Source organism: Pseudarthrobacter defluvii (assembly GCF_030816725.1).
Lineage (GTDB): Bacteria > Actinomycetota > Actinomycetes > Actinomycetales > Micrococcaceae > Arthrobacter > Arthrobacter defluvii_A.
In genome coordinates this window covers 1,181,475-1,198,778 of the sequence record NZ_JAUSYG010000001.1, presented here as the reverse complement: position 1 = coordinate 1,198,778, position 17,304 = coordinate 1,181,475, and the positions used below count along the sequence as shown (strand labels likewise).

Below are 17,304 nucleotides of genomic sequence, written 5' to 3'. Positions count from 1 at the left end.
GGTCCGCTACGGACGCAGCAGGGCCCGCAGGGTCTGGATGGTGTCGGCCTCAGCCGGAGCCTTGTCGTCGCGGTAGCGCTTGACACGGGCGAACCTCAGGGCGATTCCGCCGGGATAGCGCGGTGACTGCTGCACGCCGTCAATGGCAATTTCGACGACGGTGACCGGCTCCACCCAGACGGTGCCGGAAGTGCGCCGCACCTCAATCTCCTGGAACCTTTCGGTTTGCCAGCGCAGCAGCTCGTCGGTGAGCCCCTTGAAGGTCTTGCCCACCATCACAAAACCGCCGGGTTCGCCGAACTCCCCTGCCGGGTCAAGGGCCCCCAGATGCAAGTTCGACAGCATCCCGGTGCGCCGGCCGGACCCCCACTCGCAAGCGAGGACCACCAGGTCATAGGTCAGCACCGGCTTCACTTTCACCCAGTTCGATCCACGCCGGCCGGCCGCGTAGGTGGAGCCGATGGCCTTCACCACAACACCCTCGTGGCCGGCGGCAAGGGCGTCCTGGGACACACGTTCCGCGACGGCAGGATCAGCGGTGATCTCCCCCGGAATCCGGTGTGCAGGGGCTATGCGCTCAAGCACCTCGATGCGTTCTGCCAACGGCTCATCCAGCAGGTCCCGGCCATCGAGATGCAGCACGTCGAAGAACCACGGGTGCAGCACCGTTTCCCGGACGGCGTCCGCACCAAAGCGCGCCATGGTTTCCTGGAAGGGCCGAGGACCGCCTTCCTCATCAAGGGCAAGGGTTTCGCCGTCCAGGATCACGTGCCGCAGCGGCAGTGCACGGACCACCTCCACCACTTCGGGAAGCCTGTGGGTGACGTCGGCGAGGTTGCGGGTATAGATGCGGACGTCATCGTCCGCGCGGTGGACCTGGATGCGGGCGCCGTCGAGCTTGTATTCCACCGACGCCTCACCGGTGGTTTCCAAGGCCGCACTGGGATTTGCTGCCGTGGACGCAAGCATGGGCAGTACAGGGCGGCCCACCACGAGGCCGACGGCGTCAAGCTCGGCCTGGGTGCCCGTGATGGCCAGCAGAGCGGTTTCACCAAGGTCTCCGGAGAGCATGGCGGCACGCCGGACAGTGTCCACAGGCTTCCCGGCGGCGCGGGCTACGGCATCCGTCAGGACTCCTTCCAGCGCGCCGGTGCGCAGTTCGCCGAGCAGGACGCCGGTGATGAACGCCTGCTCTGACCCGGTGGCCGCCGCCATCAGTTTCCGCAGGGTTGCTGCCCGCTCCGCGCCCGATCCCGAACCCGCCGCAGCGAGCAGCCGGTCCAGCGCGGCATCAAAATCCGCCACGGTGAGGCTTGGCTCCACGGCCGGCTCCTGCTTCGCCGCTGCCACCGCGCTCCAGCCGACGCCCACGCGGCCTTGGCGGGGCTTGGCAGTAAGCAGGCCCACCGCCGTCGGGATCTCCGCGGGCTCAAGCCGGCGCAGAAGGCTGGCCAAAGCGTCCACCTTCGCCAACCGCGAGCGGGTCGACCCAACGGACGTTGAAGTTTCCACGAGCTCAAGGAGCAGCATGCCACCATCCTGCCACGGCACTGCACAGGACACTGGACAGGGCCGGGGCGCAGGTCCAGAATGTGCGCGTGGGCATCATCGTCGCGAACCTGTTCATTACCCTCGACGGCGTCTACCAGGCGCCCGGCGGCCGCGAAGAAGACCCCGCAGGGGGCTTCGAGTTCGGCGGCTGGCAGGCGCCGGTGTCCGACGACGACGCGGGCGCCGCCATTTCTGCTGAAATCGAGCGCATGGACGCCCTGCTTCTGGGCCGGGCGACCTACGACATCTTCTCGGCCTACTGGCCCCACCAGTCCGGTGACATCGCGGACACACTCAACCGGGTGCCCAAGTTCGTCGTGTCCAACTCCCTGCGCGATCCTGGCTGGGCGGGCACCACTGTGCTGCCGGACGCTCCCGCCGCGGGCCGGCTCCGGGACGACTACCAGCAAGTGCACATGTTCGGCAGCGGCGTCCTGATCCGGTCCCTTTTGTCAGCTGGCGTGCTGGACCGCCTTCACCTCTGGCTCTATCCGGTCGCGCTGGGTCAGGGCAAGCGCCTGTTCGACGACGGCGCAGCACCCACCACCTTCCGCCTCGCCGAGCCGGCACGCAGCTTCCCCAAGGGCGCCGTGTCCCTGGTCTATGAGCCTGCGGGCGGCGTGCAGACGCAGGAGATGGCGGAAACCTGAGGGCACCAAGGCAAGCAATTTCCCGGCATGCAAAAAACCGGCCCAGCAATGCTGGACCGGTTTTCTGTTTACAGATACCGCCTTGGACGCGAACGTCAGTGGCTGTGGCCTGCGTGCTCGTCCTCTTCAACCGGCTTCTCGACAACCAGGGTCTCGGTGGTGAGAACCAGGGCTGCGATGGAGGCCGCGTTGCGGAGGGCTGCGCGGGTGACCTTGACGGGGTCGATGACGCCCGCGCCGATCAGGTCCTCGTACTCGCCGGACTTGGCGTTGAACCCGTTGTTGGTCTCGAGGTCGGCAACCTTGGAGGTGACCACGTAACCGTCGAAACCGGCGTTCTGGGCGATCCAGCGCAGCGGCTGCACCAGTGCACGGCGGACGATGCCGACGGCTGCTGCTGCGTCGCCTTCGAGGGCCTTCACGGAAGCGTCTTCATCCAGTGCCTTGAGGGCGTGGATAAGGGCGGAGCCGCCGCCGGCCACGATGCCTTCTTCGAGGGCAGCGCGGGTTGAGGACACTGCGTCCTCGATGCGGTGCTTCTTTTCCTTCAGCTCAACCTCGGTGGCCGCGCCGACCTTGATGACGCCGATGCCGCCGGCCAGCTTGGCCAGGCGCTCCTGGAGCTTTTCACGGTCCCAGTCGGAGTCGGTGCGGGTCAGCTCGGCGCGCAGCTGGGCAACGCGGGCGGAGACGTCCTCGGCCGAACCGGCGCCGTCCACGATGGTGGTGTTGTCCTTGGTGACGGTGATGCGGCGGGCAGTACCCAGCACCTCCAGGCCAACCGTGTCCAGGCTCAGGCCCAGCTCCGGGGAGACAACCTGCGCACCGGTGAGGGTGGCGATGTCCTGGAGCATGGCCTTGCGGCGGTCGCCGAAGCCGGGAGCCTTGACGGCCACGACGTTCAGGGTGCCGCGGATGCGGTTGACGATCAGCGTGGACAGGGCCTCGCCCTCAACGTCCTCGGCGATGATGAACAGCGGCTTGGAGCTCTGCAGCGCCTTTTCGAGCAGCGGCAGGAATTCCTGGATCGAGGAGATCTTGCCCTGGTTGATCAGGATGAGTGCGTCCTCGAGGACTGCTTCCTGGCGCTCCGCGTCGGTGACGAAGTACGGGGACAGGTAGCCCTTGTCGAACTGCATGCCCTCGGTGAGGACCAGTTCGGTCTGGGTGGTGGAGGACTCTTCGATGGTGATGACGCCATCCTTGCCCACCTTGCCGAAGGCCTCGGCGAGCAGCTCGCCGATTTCGTCGCTCTGCGCCGAAATGGCGGCAACGTTGGCAACCTGGGTTCCCTCGACCGGGCGTGCGTTCTCCAGCAGGCGGGCAGCCACGGCCTCAACCGCAACCTCGATGCCACGCTTGATCTGGCCGGGGGCAGCGCCGGCTGCAACGTTGCGCAGGCCTTCCTTGACCAGGGCCTGGGCCAGGACGGTGGCGGTGGTGGTGCCGTCACCGGCAACATCGTTGGTCTTGGTGGCTACTTCCTTGGCCAGCTGTGCGCCAAGGTTCTCGTAGGGGTCGTCCAGTTCCACTTCGCGGGCGATGGTGACGCCGTCGTTCGTGATGGTGGGGGCACCCCACTTCTTGTCCAGGACGACGTTGCGGCCGCGGGGGCCGAGCGTCACCTTGACAGTGTTGGCGAGCTTATCGATGCCGGCTTCAAGCGACCGGCGTGCAGCGTCATTAAACGCAAGCTGCTTTGCCATGGTTTTGTCCTTTCAAGACAGAACCCCGCGCAGCTGACCAGCGGGATGCATGGTCAGCGGCACGGGGATCCAAAAGTTACTTTACGACGATCGCCAGAACGTCGCGGGCGGACAGCACGAGGTACTCGGTGCCGCCGGTCTTGACTTCGGTTCCGCCGTACTTGGAGTAGATGACAACGTCGCCAACGGCTACGTCGACCGGAACGCGGTTGCCGTCTTCGAAGCGGCCGGGGCCTACTGCAACAACTTCGCCTTCCTGCGGCTTCTCCTGTGCGGAGTCCGGGATGACCAGGCCGGAAGCCGTGGTCTGCTCGGCTTCGAGCGGGCGGACAACAATACGATCCTCAAGAGGCTTAATAGAGACCGACACTCGGACCTCTCCTTTTCGTCAGCAAATTCGTGGACTGGAAAGCTTTCCGCCGTAGCTGGCAAACCGTCGTCGCGGTGCCGGCAGCAGCCTGGCTGGCAGCTCTTCATGTGTTAGCACCCTCCAGGGGAGAGTGCTAATGAAGACTCTATGTAAGCGTTAGCACTCGGTCAAGGTGAGTGCCAACGTTTCGTCATGGGCGTACGCCTTTGGAAGGACGCACGACGCCGGACGGCGGGCGGAAGCCGCACCGCACCTAGCGGCCCAGATCGTCGAAGTCCACGTCCTCGCCGCCGTCGGAGTCGCTGCCGCCCTGCTTCCGGCCCCTGAAGAGAACCCACCCGGACACCGCTGCGGCGAGCAGCGCAAGGGCGAGGAAAACGATGCTTCCCGCCCGCGCGCCGTCGTACAGCCCGCGGATGTCACGGGCCTCCTGCGTGTTGTCCTGGACGTCGTTGCCGCCCACGGAGTAAACGGTGGCATTGAAGGTGTCCAGCAGGAGGATGATCACCAGCAGGGCGATGCAGATGACCGCCACAACGGCGGCGGCCACCAGGACGGGGCGGGCGAACCTGGCGGGGCCGCTGTGCCTTGGCTCGTGCTCGGCGGTGTCCCGTGGGGCTGCGCTCTCATCCATGGTTTCAACAGTATCCGCATGCCGGCACCCGCTCCTCCACTAGGCTGGAACCCATGGCTCACGCTCCCCAGGACCAGATTGCACAGGACCAGATCGCACCCCTGCTGACCCCGGAAGGCTGGGAGTTGCTGGCATCCCTTGGCCCTTACCGGGACGAGGACGCGTTCCAGCTCAATGCCGCCCTGCGGAAGGCCGGACACTCCCCCGAACTCGTATCCGCTGTCCTCACGCAGTCGCGGCTGCGCACCAGGGCAGAGTCGAAATTCGGCGAGTTCGCCCGCCAAATGGTCTTCACCCAGGCCGGCCTGGAGCAGGCCACGCGCCTGAACGTCGCCGCCCACCACGCGCGGCGGTTCGCTGCTGCCGGGATCAGCCACGTTGCGGACCTGGGCTGCGGCCTCGGCGCCGATTCCTTGGCCCTGGCCTCCCTGGACATCGCCGTCACCGCCGTCGAAATGGATGAAACGACGGCGGCCTGCGCCACCATGAACCTCATCCCGTTCCCCAACGCCACGGTGGTCCACGCCGACGCATCAGCGGTGCCGCTGGAAGGGATCGACGGCGTCTGGCTGGACCCGGCCCGCCGGGTCACCTCCACCTCCGGCACCAAACGGATCTGGGACCCCGAGGCGTTCTCCCCGCCGTTGTCCTTCGTGGAGTCGCTCGCCGCCCAAGGGAAGGCTGTGGGCGTGAAGATGGGTCCGGGCATGCCGCACGAATCGGTGCCCGCCGGCTGCGAGGCGCAGTGGGTCTCGGTGGGCGGGGACGTCACGGAGGTGACCCTGTGGTTCAACGCCGTGCGCAGGCCCGGCGTCCGGCGGGCTGCCCTGGTCCTGGGTTCCCAGGGGCCGGCCGAACTCACCAGCGGCGAGGACTTCGGCGCTGGCCCGTCAGCGCCCGTGGGGGCGGTGGAAGGGTACCTGTACGAGCCCGACGGGGCCGTGATCCGCGCCGGCCTTGTGGCGGATGTGGCGCTTGAACTCGGCGGGCACCTGGTGGATGAACACATCGCCTACATCTGCGCGCCGGAACTGCTGGACACCCCGTTCGCCAGGGCCTACAAGGTCCTGCAGGTCATGCCCTACAACGTCAAGGCACTGAAGGCCTGGGTGAAACAGGAGGGCATCACGGTGCTGGACATCAAGAAGCGCGGCACCGCGGTGACCCCGGAAGAGCTGCGGAAGCAGTTGCTGCCCGGTGGGAAAAACGCCAAAAAGAGTTCCGGCAAAACGGCCACCCTGGTCCTGACCCGCATCGGCGAGGACCGGGTGGCCATCGTGGTGGAGCCTGCCTGACGGCCTGCTTAGGCCGCCGGCGGTTCGCCTTACTGGCCGCGCATGAACTCCTCGGCGGCCCGCACCTGCTCCGCCGTGGGCCGCACCCCGGTGTACAGGACGAACTGCTCCAGCGCCTGGATGGTGGCAACCTCAGCTCCCGTGATGACCGGTTTGCCCGCCGCCCGGGCGGCGCGGATCAGCGGAGTTTCCGCGGGCAGTGCCACCACGTCGAACACAAGGCGTGCCGCCTCGATGGCTTCGGCCGGAAAGGACAGACTCTCCGCTTCCGGATCTCCCACGCTCCCTGCCATACCTATGGGCGTGACGTTGATGATCAGGTCAGCCGTGCCGCCGTCGAGCGCTGGACGCCACTGGAAGCCGTACTGGTCGGCGAGCGCACGCCCGGCAGCCTCGTTCCGGGCGACGACGGTGACGTTGGTGAAGCCGCCGTCCCGCAGGGCCGCGACCGTGGCCTTGGCCATGCCGCCGGCACCCTGGACAATGACGCTGTAGTCCGTGGGGACCGCATTGGTGGCCAGCAGCTGCTCGATCGCCGTGTAGTCGGTGTTGTACGCCTTGAGGTGGCCGTCCGTGTTCACGATGGTGTTCACGGAGTCGATGGCCTTGGCGGACGGGTCCATCTCGTCCACCAGCGCGATGACGTCTTCCTTGTACGGCATGGAGATGGCGCAGCCGCGGATACCCAGGCCGCGGACCCCGGCGATGGCCTGCTCAAGGTTGGTGGGCGCGAAGGCCTTGTAGATCCAGTTCAGGCCCAGCTGCCCGTACAGGTGGTTGTGGAAACGGGTCCCGTTGTTGCTGGGCCGGGCCGAGAGCGAGATGCAGAGGGTCATGTCTTTATTCAGAATTGGCACCAGACCATTAAACGCGTCCCGCCCGACTTAATCGGGTCAGGGGCAGCCGGTTCCTGCAGGAAAGGGTCCGACGGCGGCGGGCAGCTTCCCGGGGGCAGGCGCCTTCCCTGCCAGCACGGCGGCCAGTGCGTCGAAGGCGGCGTCGGTACGGCCATAGAGCGCCACTTTCACGGGCGCGCTGGAGCCCTGGAGAGGCCACGGGGCATCGAGGGCCACGGCAATGTCACCGCCCGCGGGTTTCCCGCCGGCGCCGATCAGGCTGACCAACGGTCCCGCTCCCACGGTGAGTCCGGCACGCGCGGCCGCTGCCTCGAAGCGCTCCCGGTCCCCCGTTCCTCCGCCGACAACGCGCATGGAACTGGCCACCAGGGGCGCCCTGCAGGGGCCGGAAACCACCGTGACGGCGGCCGCCGACACCTGTGCTGACAAAGCTGCGCCGCTTCCAGCCGGGACACCGGCACCCGCTGTTCCGGGAGGAGGCGTGGTCCGGGCATGCCAGATCATCATGGTGGCCACCCGCTGCGCGGCCTCATTGAGCCTGGCGGCGGGAAGGGTACCGGAGGCCAGTGCCTGGACGATCGAGGCATGCGCCTGCGCCACGTCCGAAGGCATCAGCAGCAGGTCGGCGCCGGCAGCCAGTGCCTTCACCGCCGCGGCCCCCGCCGGGTACTGCTTGTCCACGGCGCCCATGTTGAGGGCATCGGTCACGGCCACGCCCTTAAAGCCCAGGCCCCGGAGTGCCGCGTAACTGGGGGCGGAGAGCGACGACGGCACGCCGGGTTCCAGCGCAGGCACGGCGATGTGCCCGGTCATAACGATCGGCAAGCCCGCGGCGACGGCGGCCTGGAAGGGCTTCCAGTCCCGGGCCCTGAGCTCGTCGATGCTGGCCGGCTGGACGGGCATGCTCAGGTGCGAGTCGGCGGTCACCGAGCCGTGTCCCGGGAAGTGCTTGACGGTGGGGAACACTCCGGCGTCGAGCATGCCTTGGGAGAACGCCACCCCATGGGTTGCCGCGGCGGCCGGATCAGCGGACATGGACCGGGCCCCAATGGTGGGGTCCCTGGGGCCGACGGTCACATCGGTATCCGGGGCGAAGTCCAGGTTGAAGCCCAGTGCCGCCAGCTCACCTGCCAGGCCCTTACCCGCTTTGCGCGTCAGGTCCGGGTTTCCAGCGGCGCCGTAGCTCATCGGTTCCGGCCACTCCGTCAAGGGCGCCCCTACCCGGGACACGGCGCCACCTTCCTGGTCCACGGCAACAATCCCGGGCCAGCGGCGGCCATCGGATGCAACAGCTTGCTGGCGGCGATGGTTCTCGGCACCCAGGCCGGCCACGTCCACACGCCCCTGGGCGTCATGCGGCATGTTGTCGGTCATGACGATGGAGCCGGAAAGATGCAGGCGCTGGATGAGCGCGGCCTGCGCCTCCACATCGCGGCCGATGAACGCCGGGAGCAGGACCTGCCCGGCCTTCTGCTCCGGCGACATCTCCATAACGGCCGCCGCGGCGGCGTCCTGGTCCCGCTGCTCCGGCCCCCACCCCAAAGGCCGGGAACCTGGATCAGGTGACGGAGACGCCGCAGGAGGTGCCGGCGTCGTACTTGCCGATGCGGAGGGGGACGCCCCGGTGGGCGGGGCGGAGGACGACTGCGGGGCGGCGCTTGGGGCGGCGGTGCAGGAAGCCAGGGCTACGGCGGAAACGGCCAGGAGGAGGGGGAAAATTTTGGCAGGACTGTGACGCAGGGGGAAGGGTGCCATCAATAGGATGCTACCCCTGCCATATAGACTTGAAACACCCGTTCGCCTGCCGGCAGCAGCCTGTGAGCGGCATCAGCCAGCGGCAAACCGGACAGTAAGGAAACGTGTGAAGATCGACTTCGCCCCATCGAGGCAGTCAACCCTCGGTGTTGAGTGGGAGCTGGCACTGGTGGACGGAAAGACGGGCGAGCTCGCATCCGTGGCCAACCAGGTGCTCCGCGGCGTGGCCGCACGCCACCCGGAACTCAACGAAGACGACGAACACCCGCACATCAAGCAGGAACTGCTGCTGAACACCGTGGAGCTGGTCACCGGGATATGCGAGACAGCTGCCGAGGCCAAGCAGGACCTTAGCCGCTCCGTTGCCGCCGTCCGCGAGATCACCGATCCCATGGGCGTGGAGCTGTTCTGCGCCGGCAGCCACCCGTTCAGCCCGCCCCAGCTGCAGCCGGTGACGGACAAGGCACGCTACGCCAAGCTCATCGACCGGACCCAGTGGTGGGGCCGGCAGTTGGTCATCTACGGCGTCCATGTCCACGTCGGGCTGGACCGCCGGGACAAGGTGCTTCCCGTACTGGATGGCCTGGTCAACTACTTCCCGCACTTCCAGGCGCTCTCCGCGTCCAGCCCGTTCTGGGGCGGCGAGGACACCGGCTACGCCTCCCAGCGCGCGTTGATGTTCCAGCAGCTTCCCACGGCGGGCCTGCCGTTCCAGTTCAGGTCCTGGGAGGAGTACGAGTCCTACGTCCAGGACATGTTCACCACGGGAGTCATTGACACCATCTCGGAAATCCGCTGGGACATCCGGCCCGTTCCCGCCCTGGGGACCATCGAAATGCGCATCTGCGACGGCCTGGCCACGCTCGAGGAAGTGGGCGCCATCGCGGCCCTCACCCAGTGCCTGGTGGACGAGTTCTCCACCACCTTGGACAACGGCGGCACCATCCCCACCATGCCGCCCTGGCACGTGCAGGAGAACAAGTGGCGCGCCGCCCGGTATGGCCTGGACGCCATCATCATCCTGGATGCCGCGGGCAAGGAGCAGCTGGTCACCGACCACCTGCTGGAGACCCTGAACCGGCTGGAACCGGTCGCGGCCAAGCTGCGCTGCTCGGACGAGCTGGCCGACGTGGAGAAGATCATCCGCCGCGGTGCCGGGTATCAGCGCCAGCGCCGCGTGGCTGCGGAGAACGGCGGGAACCTGCAGGCCGTGGTGCTGGACTTGGTCAAGCAGATGCGGAACGGCCCCACCGCCTGAGGTTGCTCTATCAAATATGGCTCCTAAACTGGCGGTTTGGGAGCCATATCTGATAGAGCAACTTGGCCTGGGAGGGGTTTGATGGGCCTTTGGGCCCTGCCCGGCCCCGCCGTACGGCGCAACTCTTCTTGTAGGCGCATGAGTTCCTGCGGGAAGGAGGCTGGGTGTCCCCTGCGATTCCTGTGGGCAGCCGGACCAGCCGGCTCCTTCCCCTCATTGGCGTGTTGCTCGTGCTCTTCGCCGTGGCAGCACTCTGGCCCTTGTTGGCGGCATCACCCCGGCGGCCAGGATGGCCTGCACGACGTGGCGTTGCTTGTCATCGCCACTCTCACCGCCTGAGTTGCTCCATCAGATATGGCCCCTAAACAGCCAGTTTGGGAGCCATACCTGATAGAGCATCGTAGGTGTGCCGGGTGTCAGGACGCCAGGGACACCGAGGTGACCGGCATGGACGAATCCGGCGCGAAGCCGATCCCGCTGGGTTCCACGCCCGCCATCACCAGCTGCGCACCGAGCGCTGCCACCATGGCGCCGTTGTCCGTGCACAGGTCCAACGGCGGGACGTGCAGCCGGATGCCCGCGGAGGCGCAGCGCTGCCCTGTCAGTTCCCGCAGCCTCGAGTTGGCCGCCACGCCCCCGCCGAGCAGGACATCCTTGATGCCCTGCTCGCGGCAGGCCAGGACAGCCTTCGACGAAATCACGTCCACCACTGCCTCCTGGAAGGCAGCCGCGATATCAGCCACGGGGATCTCTTCCCCGCGCGCCTCGAACTGTTCCACGCACCGGGCCACCGCCGTCTTGAGCCCGCTGAAGGACCAGTCGTACCGGTGCGGGCCGGGTTGGTCCGCCGTTCCCATGTATTTGGGCTGGGTGAGTCCGCGGGGAAAGCGGATCGCTTTGGGATTCCCAGTGCGGGCCATCCTGTCGATGGCCGGGCCGCCCGGGTAGCCGAGCCCCAGAATCCGTGCCACCTTGTCGTAGGCTTCGCCAGCGGCGTCGTCAATGGTGGATCCCAGGAGCTCAACATCGCTGGTGATGCTGCTGATCCGCAGGATTTCGGTGTGGCCGCCGGACACCAGCAGGGCGCCAAGGTTCTCCGGCAACTCCTGCTTCCGGCCGCTGGCACGGTCATCCAGGAGTCCCACGCCAACGTGCGCCACCAGGTGGTTGATCGCGTACAGGGGTTTTCCGGTGGCGACGGCGAGCGCCTTGGCAGCACAGACCCCCACCATGAGCGCGCCGGCCAGCCCGGGCCCGGAGGTGACGGCGATGGCGTCCACCTCGTCCAGGCCCACCCCGGCATCGGCAAGTGCCTGTTCGAGGGTGGGGACGAAGGCGTCCAGGTGTGCACGGGAGGCGATCTCCGGGATGACCCCGCCGAAGCGTACGTGCTCGTCCATGGAGGAGGAAACGGTGTTGGTCAGGAGGGTGGTGCCGCGGACAATGCCCACGCCGGTTTCGTCACAGGATGATTCGATGCCCAGTACCAGGGGCTGCGTGCGGTTCATGCCTGGCCTGCTTCCGTTTCTTCGTGGCCTTCAGTGGGTGGTGCGGTCAGCTGGAGGCGCATGATGAGGGCATCCACGCCGTCCCGGTAATAACGGGCCCGGGTATGGATCTGTTCGAAGCCGAACCTTACATACAGTTGCTGCGCCCGGGGGTTGTCCGCGCGCACTTCCAGGAGGACCTCCGTTGCCCACCGGCGCCGGGCTTCCTCGATAAGCTGCGTGAGCAGCGTGCTGCCGATGCCCCGCCCCTCATAATCCGGAACGACGGCGATGGTCTGGACGTCCGCAATGGGCTCGATGCACATGAGGCCGGCGTAGCCCACGATGCCGTCGCTGGTCTCCGCCACCAGGTAGTGGCGGGTCTCCGGCTGGGAGAGCTCATCCAGGAACATCTGCACCGGCCAGGCATCAATGGGGAAGAGCTGGTGTTCCAGCGCACCGACGGCAGGTACGTCGTCCACGGTCATGTCACGGATGGTGACTCCGGCCATGCGCGGGCGCGGGTGGGTATTCACAGTGCCCGCTTCCGTGGTCCGGGAACCTGTGCGTCGGATTCGCGCAGGTACAGGGGTGTGGAGTCCAGCAGCGCGTGCCCGGAGGCGAGCCGGGCCAGGGCGAACTGGCCAAGGTACAGGGCGTCGGGCTGCTCGCCGGCGAAATCCGGGTGGGCCTGGAGCGCCTCGGCATAGAGCCCGGCACCTGCGCCGAAGGCGGGCAGGTCCGGCAGCCCGGACGCGAACCCCACGTGGGGGCCGTCCTCCAGCAGCGGCAGTTGGCCGTCGCTGAGGCTGTAGCGGGCCCAGTAGACCTCCTTGCGGCGGGCGTCCGTCACCACCAGGAATTCGGCAGTGGCAGCCGTGGATTCGGCAACTTCCAGGGCCACGGCGTCCAGGCTCATGAGCCCGTGAAGGGGCTTGCCCCAGACGAAGGCCAGGGTGCGGGCCGTGGCGATGCCTGAACGCAGCCCGGTGAACGGGCCGGGGCCAACGCCTACCACCACTGCGTCCACGTCCTGCCCGGTTACTCCCGCCTCGGACAGCATGGCGTGGATTCCCGGGGCGAGTACCTCCGCGTGGCTGCGGGTATCCTCCGTGGCGAAGCTTGCCACCACGCTTTCCGGGGCATCATCGGACACCAGCGCAGCGCTGGCCACCGCCGACGTGTCAATGGCAAGGATCAGCACGGGCTGCTCCCTTCCAGGTTGCCGAGTCCAGGAGCGGTTGCCCACCGGGGTCCGTACCCGCGCAGGACGATGGTGCGGGGCTCGTCGGTATCTTCGCCGTCGAAGTCCAGTACCCGGGAAGTTCCGGCCAGTCCCCCGCCGCCAAGCCCGATGGCGCGGTGCAGGTCGATCTCCAGCCGGCTGTCGCTCAGGTGCTCCACCCGCTCATGCCCCCACTCCACCACGGTGACGGAGGAGTCCATGGTGTTCTCGAGGTCGATGTCATCAATCTCCGCCGCCGAGCCCAGGCGGTAGGCGTCTACGTGGACCAGGTCCGGCCCACCGGGACGCAGACCCTCCGGCAGGTTTGGGTGGATCCGGACCAGGACGAACGTGGGCGAGATGATGCCCGGGCGGACGCCCAGGCCCTCGCCCAGCCCCTGGGTGAAGGTGGTTTTTCCCGCACCCAACTCGCCGGACAGCACCAGCAGGTCCCCGGCCTGCAGCACCTCCGCCAAACGGGCGCCTAAAACGTGTGTTTGTTCCGCCGTCGTCGCGGTAAAGGTCGTTTCCCAGTTGGCGGCCAACTGTTCGGGCGCGCTCATGCGGCTCCCGCCTTCCCGGGCAGGCCCGCCACGGCCTGGCTCTCCGCCGGCGGGTTCTCGTTGATGAAGCGGCGGGGAACGCGGGGGCTGATCCGGGTCACCACCTCGTAGTTAATGGTTCCGGCGGCGCGGGCCCAGTCGTCAACCGTGGGTCCGCCGTCGGCGCCGTTGCCGAACAGCTCCGCTTCCGCGCCCTGCAAAGCCGCGCCGGCTGCTCCCGCACCAAGGTCGATGACCATCTGGTCCATGGCGATCCGCCCCACCACCGGGTAGGTCTTTCCGGCGACCCGGACAGGACCGCCGGTGGCGATGCGCGGGATCCCGTCGGCGTAGCCCAGCGGAATGAGCGCGAGGGTGCTCGCTTCCCTGGTGCGGTAATGCAGGCCGTAGGAGACGCCCTGCCCCTCTGGCACCTGCTTGCACTGCGACACCAGGGTGCGGAGGGTCATGGCGGGGCGGAGGCCAAGCTCGGCGGACGTGGTCCCGTCAAACGGTGAAAGCCCGTAAATGCCAAGGCCCACACGGACCAGGTCGAAGTGGGTGTCCGGGCGGGACAACGTAGCGGGGGTGTTGGCCAGGTGCCGGACCTCAGGGTCAACGCCGGCGTCCTCGGCGATGGCCAGCGCCTCGCGGAAAGCCGCCACCTGCTGGTCAGTTTCGGGCCGCTCCGGCTCGTCGGCCACAGCCAGGTGGGAGAAGATGCCCACCACCCGCAGCAGCCCCTGGTCCTGGTATTCCACGGCTTCACCCACCAGGCGGTCCCAAGTCTCGGGCGTGGCGCCGTTGCGGCCCAGCCCGGTATCAACCTTCAGGTGCACCCGCGCGGGACGTTCCTGCTCCCGCGCCGCGGCTACGATGCGTTCCAGCTCCCACCCGGAGCAGCCAATGTCGACGCCGGCGGCCACGGCAGCGCCGAAGTTGCTGTCGGTGGTGTGCAGCCAGGCAAGCAGCGGCGCGTCGATGCCGCCGGCGCGCAGCGCGAGCGCTTCGGAAATGTGGGCAACGCCCAGCCAGGCCGCGCCGGCCTGCAGGGCTGCGCGGGCCACCGGAACGGCGCCGTGGCCGTACGCATCGGCCTTGACGACGGCCATGACTTTGGCGGGAGAAGCAGCAGCGGCAAGCCGGCGGACGTTGTGCCGGATGGCCTCCAGGTCGATCACGGCGGACCTCTCATGGCGGGGGTCCGGCCCGGAGGCAGCGCTGAATTCACCGGTTGTTGCGGGGTAGGTCACCTAATTGATTCTAGTGCGGGCACTTCAGGCCGAATAATCAGGGGGCTCCGGCGCTCCTCAGGCGTCGGACAGGTGCGCGATGGTGGCTGCCGCCCGGCGCTGGGCTGCCAGCGGCACATCCTCGATGATGTCCGCGAGGAACCCGAAGCGCCGCAGCCATTGGCTGGTCTGCCGTTCCGGGCGGGCGTTGGCGCGTTTCCACCAGTCGGCGATGTCCCCCCAGCCCGGGGCTGCCAGGGAGCCGCCCACCTCCTGCACGGCCAGGGACGCGCACAGGTTGGCAAACCGCAGCCGGTCCCCGAGCGGCCAGCCGGCCAGGGTGCCCACAATGAACGCAGCGTCGAAGCAGTCGCCCGCCCCGGTGGGGTCATGTGCCTTGACGGGGAGCGACGGCACCCACTCCTCTTCACCGGTTTCCGAGTCCACGGCCATGGCGCCCTGCGCTCCCAGGGTCACCACGGCGACGGGGACGCGGTCTGCCAGGGCATAGAGGGCGCTCCAGGGGTTGTCCTTGCCTGTGAAGGCCATGGCCTCGCGCTGGTTGGGCAGGAAAGCATAGAAGTACTGCAGGTTGTCGAGCCGCACCGGCGCCCACTCCCCGCTGGGGTCCCAGCCCACGTCCCCGAACAGCTTCACCCCGGCCGCGTGGGCGGCCCGGCCCCACGGTTCCATTTCCAGCCCCACCTCGGCGATGCCGGCGAGCGCCTTTGGCGGTTCCCCGATCAGCTCCGAGTTCGTCACCGGCGCGGAGTGCCCGTGGGTCACCAGGGAGCGGTCCTGGTCCACGCAGAGCGACACGGTCACCGGGGAGTGCCACCCGGGGACGCGGCGGGAGAGGCTGAGGTCCACGTGCTCCTGGCCGGAAAGGATCTTCCAGTTGAAGTCGCCGTATCCGTCATCCCCGAAAGCAGCGGCCAGCCCGGTGCGCAGCCCCAGCCTGGCGGCTGCGATCGCCTGGTTCGCCACCCCGCCCGGACAGCTGCCCATGCCGTCGCTCCAGATTTCCGTGCCTGGTTCGGGCCCGTGGGGAAGGCCGGTGAAGATGATGTCCTGGAAAACGGTGCCCGCCAGCAGGAGATCGAATCCGGGTTCGACGGGTGAGCGGACGGCGGCCAGCGGATCGAAGGGGCGGGCTGGCTTCGCGTCCATAGTTGGCACAATACGCCGCGCCGCAGTGCTGCGGTAGGGGCTCTGGAACGCTCTGGACACGCTGTCAGAGGCTGGTCCTAGACTACTTGCATGCGGCTTCTGATTGCCGGCGGCGGGGGTTTCCGGGTGCCGCTGATATACCGGGCGTTGGTGTCCGGCCCCTTTGCCGGGTTGGTCACCGAGCTGGTGCTGCACGACGTCGATCCCGCGCGCCTCCAGGCAGTCACCGCGGTGCTGCAGAGTATGCCCGGGAGCCAGAGTGCCCGGCTTCCCGTCCATGCCACTACGGATCTCGCCGCGGCGCTGACCGGCACGGGCATGGTGTTCGCCGCCATCCGGCCCGGCGGGACGGCAGGGCGCGTGGCGGACGAAACGGTGGCGCAGGACCTCGGGCTGCTGGGGCAGGAAACCACAGGGGCCGGAGGGATCTCCTACGCTCTCCGGACCATTCCGCGCATGCTGGACCTCGCCCGGCTGATGCGGGAGCACTGTCCGGACGCCTGGCTCATCAACTTCACCAACCCGGCCGGCATGGTCACCGAAGCGCTGCTCCCCGTCCTGGGCCAAAGGGCCATCGGGATCTGCGACTCGGCGGGTGGGCTGGTGCAGCGGGCGGCGGGCGCGGCCGGCGTCCCGTTGCCGGTGGGACGGCTCGACGGCGTGCGCTACTACGGGCTGAACCACCTGGGCTGGCTGTACCGGCTGGAGTCGGGCGGCCGGGACGTGCTGCCGCACCTGTTGGCGGACGCCGGCGCCCTTCAGTCGTTCGAGGAGGGCAGGCTCTTCCCGCAGCCGTTCCTGGCCGCGCTGGGCCTGCTGCCCAATGAGTACCTGTACTACTACTACCGGCACGAATTCGCCCGGCAGGCGATGCGGGCCATGGCCCAGACCCGCGGGGAGAGCATCCACAACCAGCAGCAGGAGCTCTACCCGCGTCTGGCCGCTGCGGGGCCGGGTGCGTATCTGCTGTGGGAGGAGGCGCGGCGCTCCCGCGAAGAGGGCTACCTTGCCGAGGCCCGGTGTGACGGTGAGCGCCGGAATGAGGAGGACCTGGCAGGAGGCGGCTACGAACGGGTGGCGTTGGCCGCAATGCGCGCCCTGGCCGGCGGCGGGGAAACGCAGCTGATCCTCAACACCCGGAACGCACTGTTTCCCCTTGGCGCACCGGAACCCCGGGCACACACGCCCGCCGGGGCTGACCCAGGCCCTTCCCAACCCGCCGTTCCCGGCCTGCCGGCGGACGCCGTCGTCGAAGTCCCCTGCACTGTCACCCCGGCCGGCGCCGTTCCGTTGCCCCAGCAGATACCCGCCGGCGCGCAACTCGGGCTGCTCCAGCGGGTCAAGGAGGTGGAACGGCTCACAGTCCGGGCCGCCACATACGGAGACCGTTCCGCTGCCCTTGCGGCCTTCGCCCGGCACCCCCTGGTGGATTCGGCGGACCTGGCCGCCCGGCTTCTCGCCGGCTACGAACAGGCGTTTCCGGATTTGGGGAAGATGTGGGAGGGCAGTGAGCGTTAGGGGAAGGAGTAGTGTTTTACCGAATGCGCACTGAACCGGCTCCCCCGACACGCG

At 68.0% G+C, this 17,304-nt stretch carries 16 protein-coding genes; 4 read left to right on the top strand and 12 right to left on the bottom strand.

Annotation, left to right across the window (positions count from 1 at the left end):
* Nucleotides 1-6: 6 nt before the first annotated feature.
* The gene (locus tag QF031_RS05635) at nt 7-1,530 is read right to left on the bottom strand and encodes an ATP-dependent DNA ligase (RefSeq protein WP_307425202.1); all 1,524 of its coding nucleotides are present in this window, start codon (nt 1,528-1,530) and stop codon (nt 7-9) included.
* Nucleotides 1,531-1,598: 68 nt separating this feature from the next.
* Here QF031_RS05635 and QF031_RS05630 point away from each other — a divergent pair, with 68 nt between their 5' ends.
* Nucleotides 1,599-2,201 (top strand): dihydrofolate reductase family protein, encoded by a 603-nt coding sequence (locus tag QF031_RS05630; RefSeq protein ID WP_307425199.1) that lies wholly within the window; start codon nt 1,599-1,601, stop codon nt 2,199-2,201.
* Between the two features lie 95 nt (nt 2,202-2,296).
* On the opposite strand, the gene groL is transcribed toward QF031_RS05630, so the two are convergent.
* From groL to QF031_RS05615, 3 genes are all read right to left on the bottom strand, one after another.
* The gene (groL, locus tag QF031_RS05625) at nt 2,297-3,907 is read right to left on the bottom strand and encodes a chaperonin GroEL (protein ID WP_307425196.1); all 1,611 of its coding nucleotides are present in this window, start codon (nt 3,905-3,907) and stop codon (nt 2,297-2,299) included.
* A 76-nt stretch (nt 3,908-3,983) separates the two neighbouring features.
* On the bottom strand, nt 3,984-4,277 hold the full coding sequence (gene groES / locus QF031_RS05620) for a co-chaperone GroES (RefSeq protein WP_003805290.1): 294 nt from the start codon (nt 4,275-4,277) through the stop codon (nt 3,984-3,986).
* A gap of 253 nt (nt 4,278-4,530) precedes the next feature.
* Nucleotides 4,531-4,911 (bottom strand): hypothetical protein, encoded by a 381-nt coding sequence (locus QF031_RS05615; protein ID WP_307425193.1) that lies wholly within the window; start codon nt 4,909-4,911, stop codon nt 4,531-4,533.
* A 53-nt stretch (nt 4,912-4,964) separates the two neighbouring features.
* On the opposite strand from QF031_RS05615, the gene QF031_RS05610 reads away from it, so the two are divergent.
* Complete coding sequence (locus QF031_RS05610; protein ID WP_307425190.1) at nt 4,965-6,206, top strand: class I SAM-dependent methyltransferase; 1,242 nt, start codon at nt 4,965-4,967, stop codon at nt 6,204-6,206.
* Nucleotides 6,207-6,235: 29 nt separating this feature from the next.
* On the opposite strand, the gene QF031_RS05605 is transcribed toward QF031_RS05610, so the two are convergent.
* Nucleotides 6,236-7,063, bottom strand: a complete 828-nt coding sequence (locus tag QF031_RS05605; protein ID WP_307425188.1) for a shikimate 5-dehydrogenase — start codon at nt 7,061-7,063, stop codon at nt 6,236-6,238.
* A gap of 36 nt (nt 7,064-7,099) precedes the next feature.
* Nucleotides 7,100-8,548 carry a glycoside hydrolase family 3 protein gene (locus QF031_RS05600; RefSeq protein ID WP_307433155.1) on the bottom strand — a complete coding sequence of 483 codons (1,449 nt, stop codon included), beginning with the start codon at nt 8,546-8,548 and terminating at the stop codon, nt 7,100-7,102.
* A gap of 376 nt (nt 8,549-8,924) precedes the next feature.
* Here QF031_RS05600 and QF031_RS05595 point away from each other — a divergent pair, with 376 nt between their 5' ends.
* Nucleotides 8,925-10,076: a glutamate--cysteine ligase gene (locus tag QF031_RS05595; protein ID WP_307425185.1), complete on the top strand. Its 1,152-nt coding sequence runs from the start codon at nt 8,925-8,927 to the stop codon at nt 10,074-10,076.
* 416 nt (nt 10,077-10,492) lie between these two features.
* Here QF031_RS05595 and tsaD read toward each other — a convergent pair whose 3' ends face one another.
* Genes tsaD through QF031_RS05565 form a run of 6 tightly spaced genes read right to left on the bottom strand, consistent with a single transcriptional unit; the run spans nt 10,493 to nt 15,732 of the window.
* The gene (gene tsaD, locus QF031_RS05590) at nt 10,493-11,584 is read right to left on the bottom strand and encodes a tRNA (adenosine(37)-N6)-threonylcarbamoyltransferase complex transferase subunit TsaD (protein WP_307425181.1); all 1,092 of its coding nucleotides are present in this window, start codon (nt 11,582-11,584) and stop codon (nt 10,493-10,495) included.
* Entirely contained in the window at nt 11,581-12,075 is a 495-nt protein-coding gene (gene rimI / locus QF031_RS05585; protein ID WP_370874555.1) for a ribosomal protein S18-alanine N-acetyltransferase, read from the bottom strand. The genes tsaD and rimI overlap by 4 nt, the downstream gene beginning before the upstream one ends.
* Nucleotides 12,076-12,095: 20 nt before the next feature.
* On the bottom strand, nt 12,096-12,767 hold the full coding sequence (tsaB, locus tag QF031_RS05580) for a tRNA (adenosine(37)-N6)-threonylcarbamoyltransferase complex dimerization subunit type 1 TsaB (protein WP_307425175.1): 672 nt from the start codon (nt 12,765-12,767) through the stop codon (nt 12,096-12,098).
* The gene (gene tsaE, locus QF031_RS05575) at nt 12,761-13,351 is read right to left on the bottom strand and encodes a tRNA (adenosine(37)-N6)-threonylcarbamoyltransferase complex ATPase subunit type 1 TsaE (protein ID WP_307425172.1); all 591 of its coding nucleotides are present in this window, start codon (nt 13,349-13,351) and stop codon (nt 12,761-12,763) included. The genes tsaB and tsaE overlap by 7 nt, the downstream gene beginning before the upstream one ends.
* A complete protein-coding gene (gene alr, locus QF031_RS05570; protein ID WP_307425169.1) occupies nt 13,348-14,583 on the bottom strand; it encodes an alanine racemase in 1,236 nt (411 codons plus the stop codon). The genes tsaE and alr overlap by 4 nt, the downstream gene beginning before the upstream one ends.
* Before the next feature lie 57 nt (nt 14,584-14,640).
* A complete protein-coding gene (locus QF031_RS05565) occupies nt 14,641-15,732 on the bottom strand; it encodes a carbohydrate kinase family protein (RefSeq protein ID WP_307425166.1) in 1,092 nt (363 codons plus the stop codon).
* Between the two features lie 90 nt (nt 15,733-15,822).
* Between QF031_RS05565 and QF031_RS05560 the strand changes: the two genes are divergently transcribed.
* Nucleotides 15,823-17,250, top strand: a complete 1,428-nt coding sequence (locus tag QF031_RS05560; RefSeq protein WP_307425162.1) for a family 4 glycosyl hydrolase — start codon at nt 15,823-15,825, stop codon at nt 17,248-17,250.
* Nucleotides 17,251-17,304: the final 54 nt, after the last annotated feature.

Coding starts and splice junctions, on each gene's coding strand:
- QF031_RS05565 (WP_307425166.1), bottom strand. CDS start 15,732: ATGGACGCGAAGCCAGCCCGCCCCTTCGATCCGCTGGCCGCCGTCCGC.
- rimI (WP_370874555.1), bottom strand. CDS start 12,075: ATGGCCGGAGTCACCATCCGTGACATGACCGTGGACGACGTACCTGCC.
- QF031_RS05615 (WP_307425193.1), bottom strand. CDS start 4,911: ATGGATGAGAGCGCAGCCCCACGGGACACCGCCGAGCACGAGCCAAGG.
- tsaD (WP_307425181.1), bottom strand. CDS start 11,584: ATGAACCGCACGCAGCCCCTGGTACTGGGCATCGAATCATCCTGTGAC.
- QF031_RS05600 (WP_307433155.1), bottom strand. CDS start 8,548: ATGTCGCCGGAGCAGAAGGCCGGGCAGGTCCTGCTCCCGGCGTTCATC.
- groL (WP_307425196.1), bottom strand. CDS start 3,907: ATGGCAAAGCAGCTTGCGTTTAATGACGCTGCACGCCGGTCGCTTGAA.
- tsaE (WP_307425172.1), bottom strand. CDS start 13,351: ATGAGCGCGCCCGAACAGTTGGCCGCCAACTGGGAAACGACCTTTACC.
- QF031_RS05560 (WP_307425162.1), top strand. CDS start 15,823: ATGCGGCTTCTGATTGCCGGCGGCGGGGGTTTCCGGGTGCCGCTGATA.
- QF031_RS05610 (WP_307425190.1), top strand. CDS start 4,965: ATGGCTCACGCTCCCCAGGACCAGATTGCACAGGACCAGATCGCACCC.
- QF031_RS05635 (WP_307425202.1), bottom strand. CDS start 1,530: ATGCTGCTCCTTGAGCTCGTGGAAACTTCAACGTCCGTTGGGTCGACC.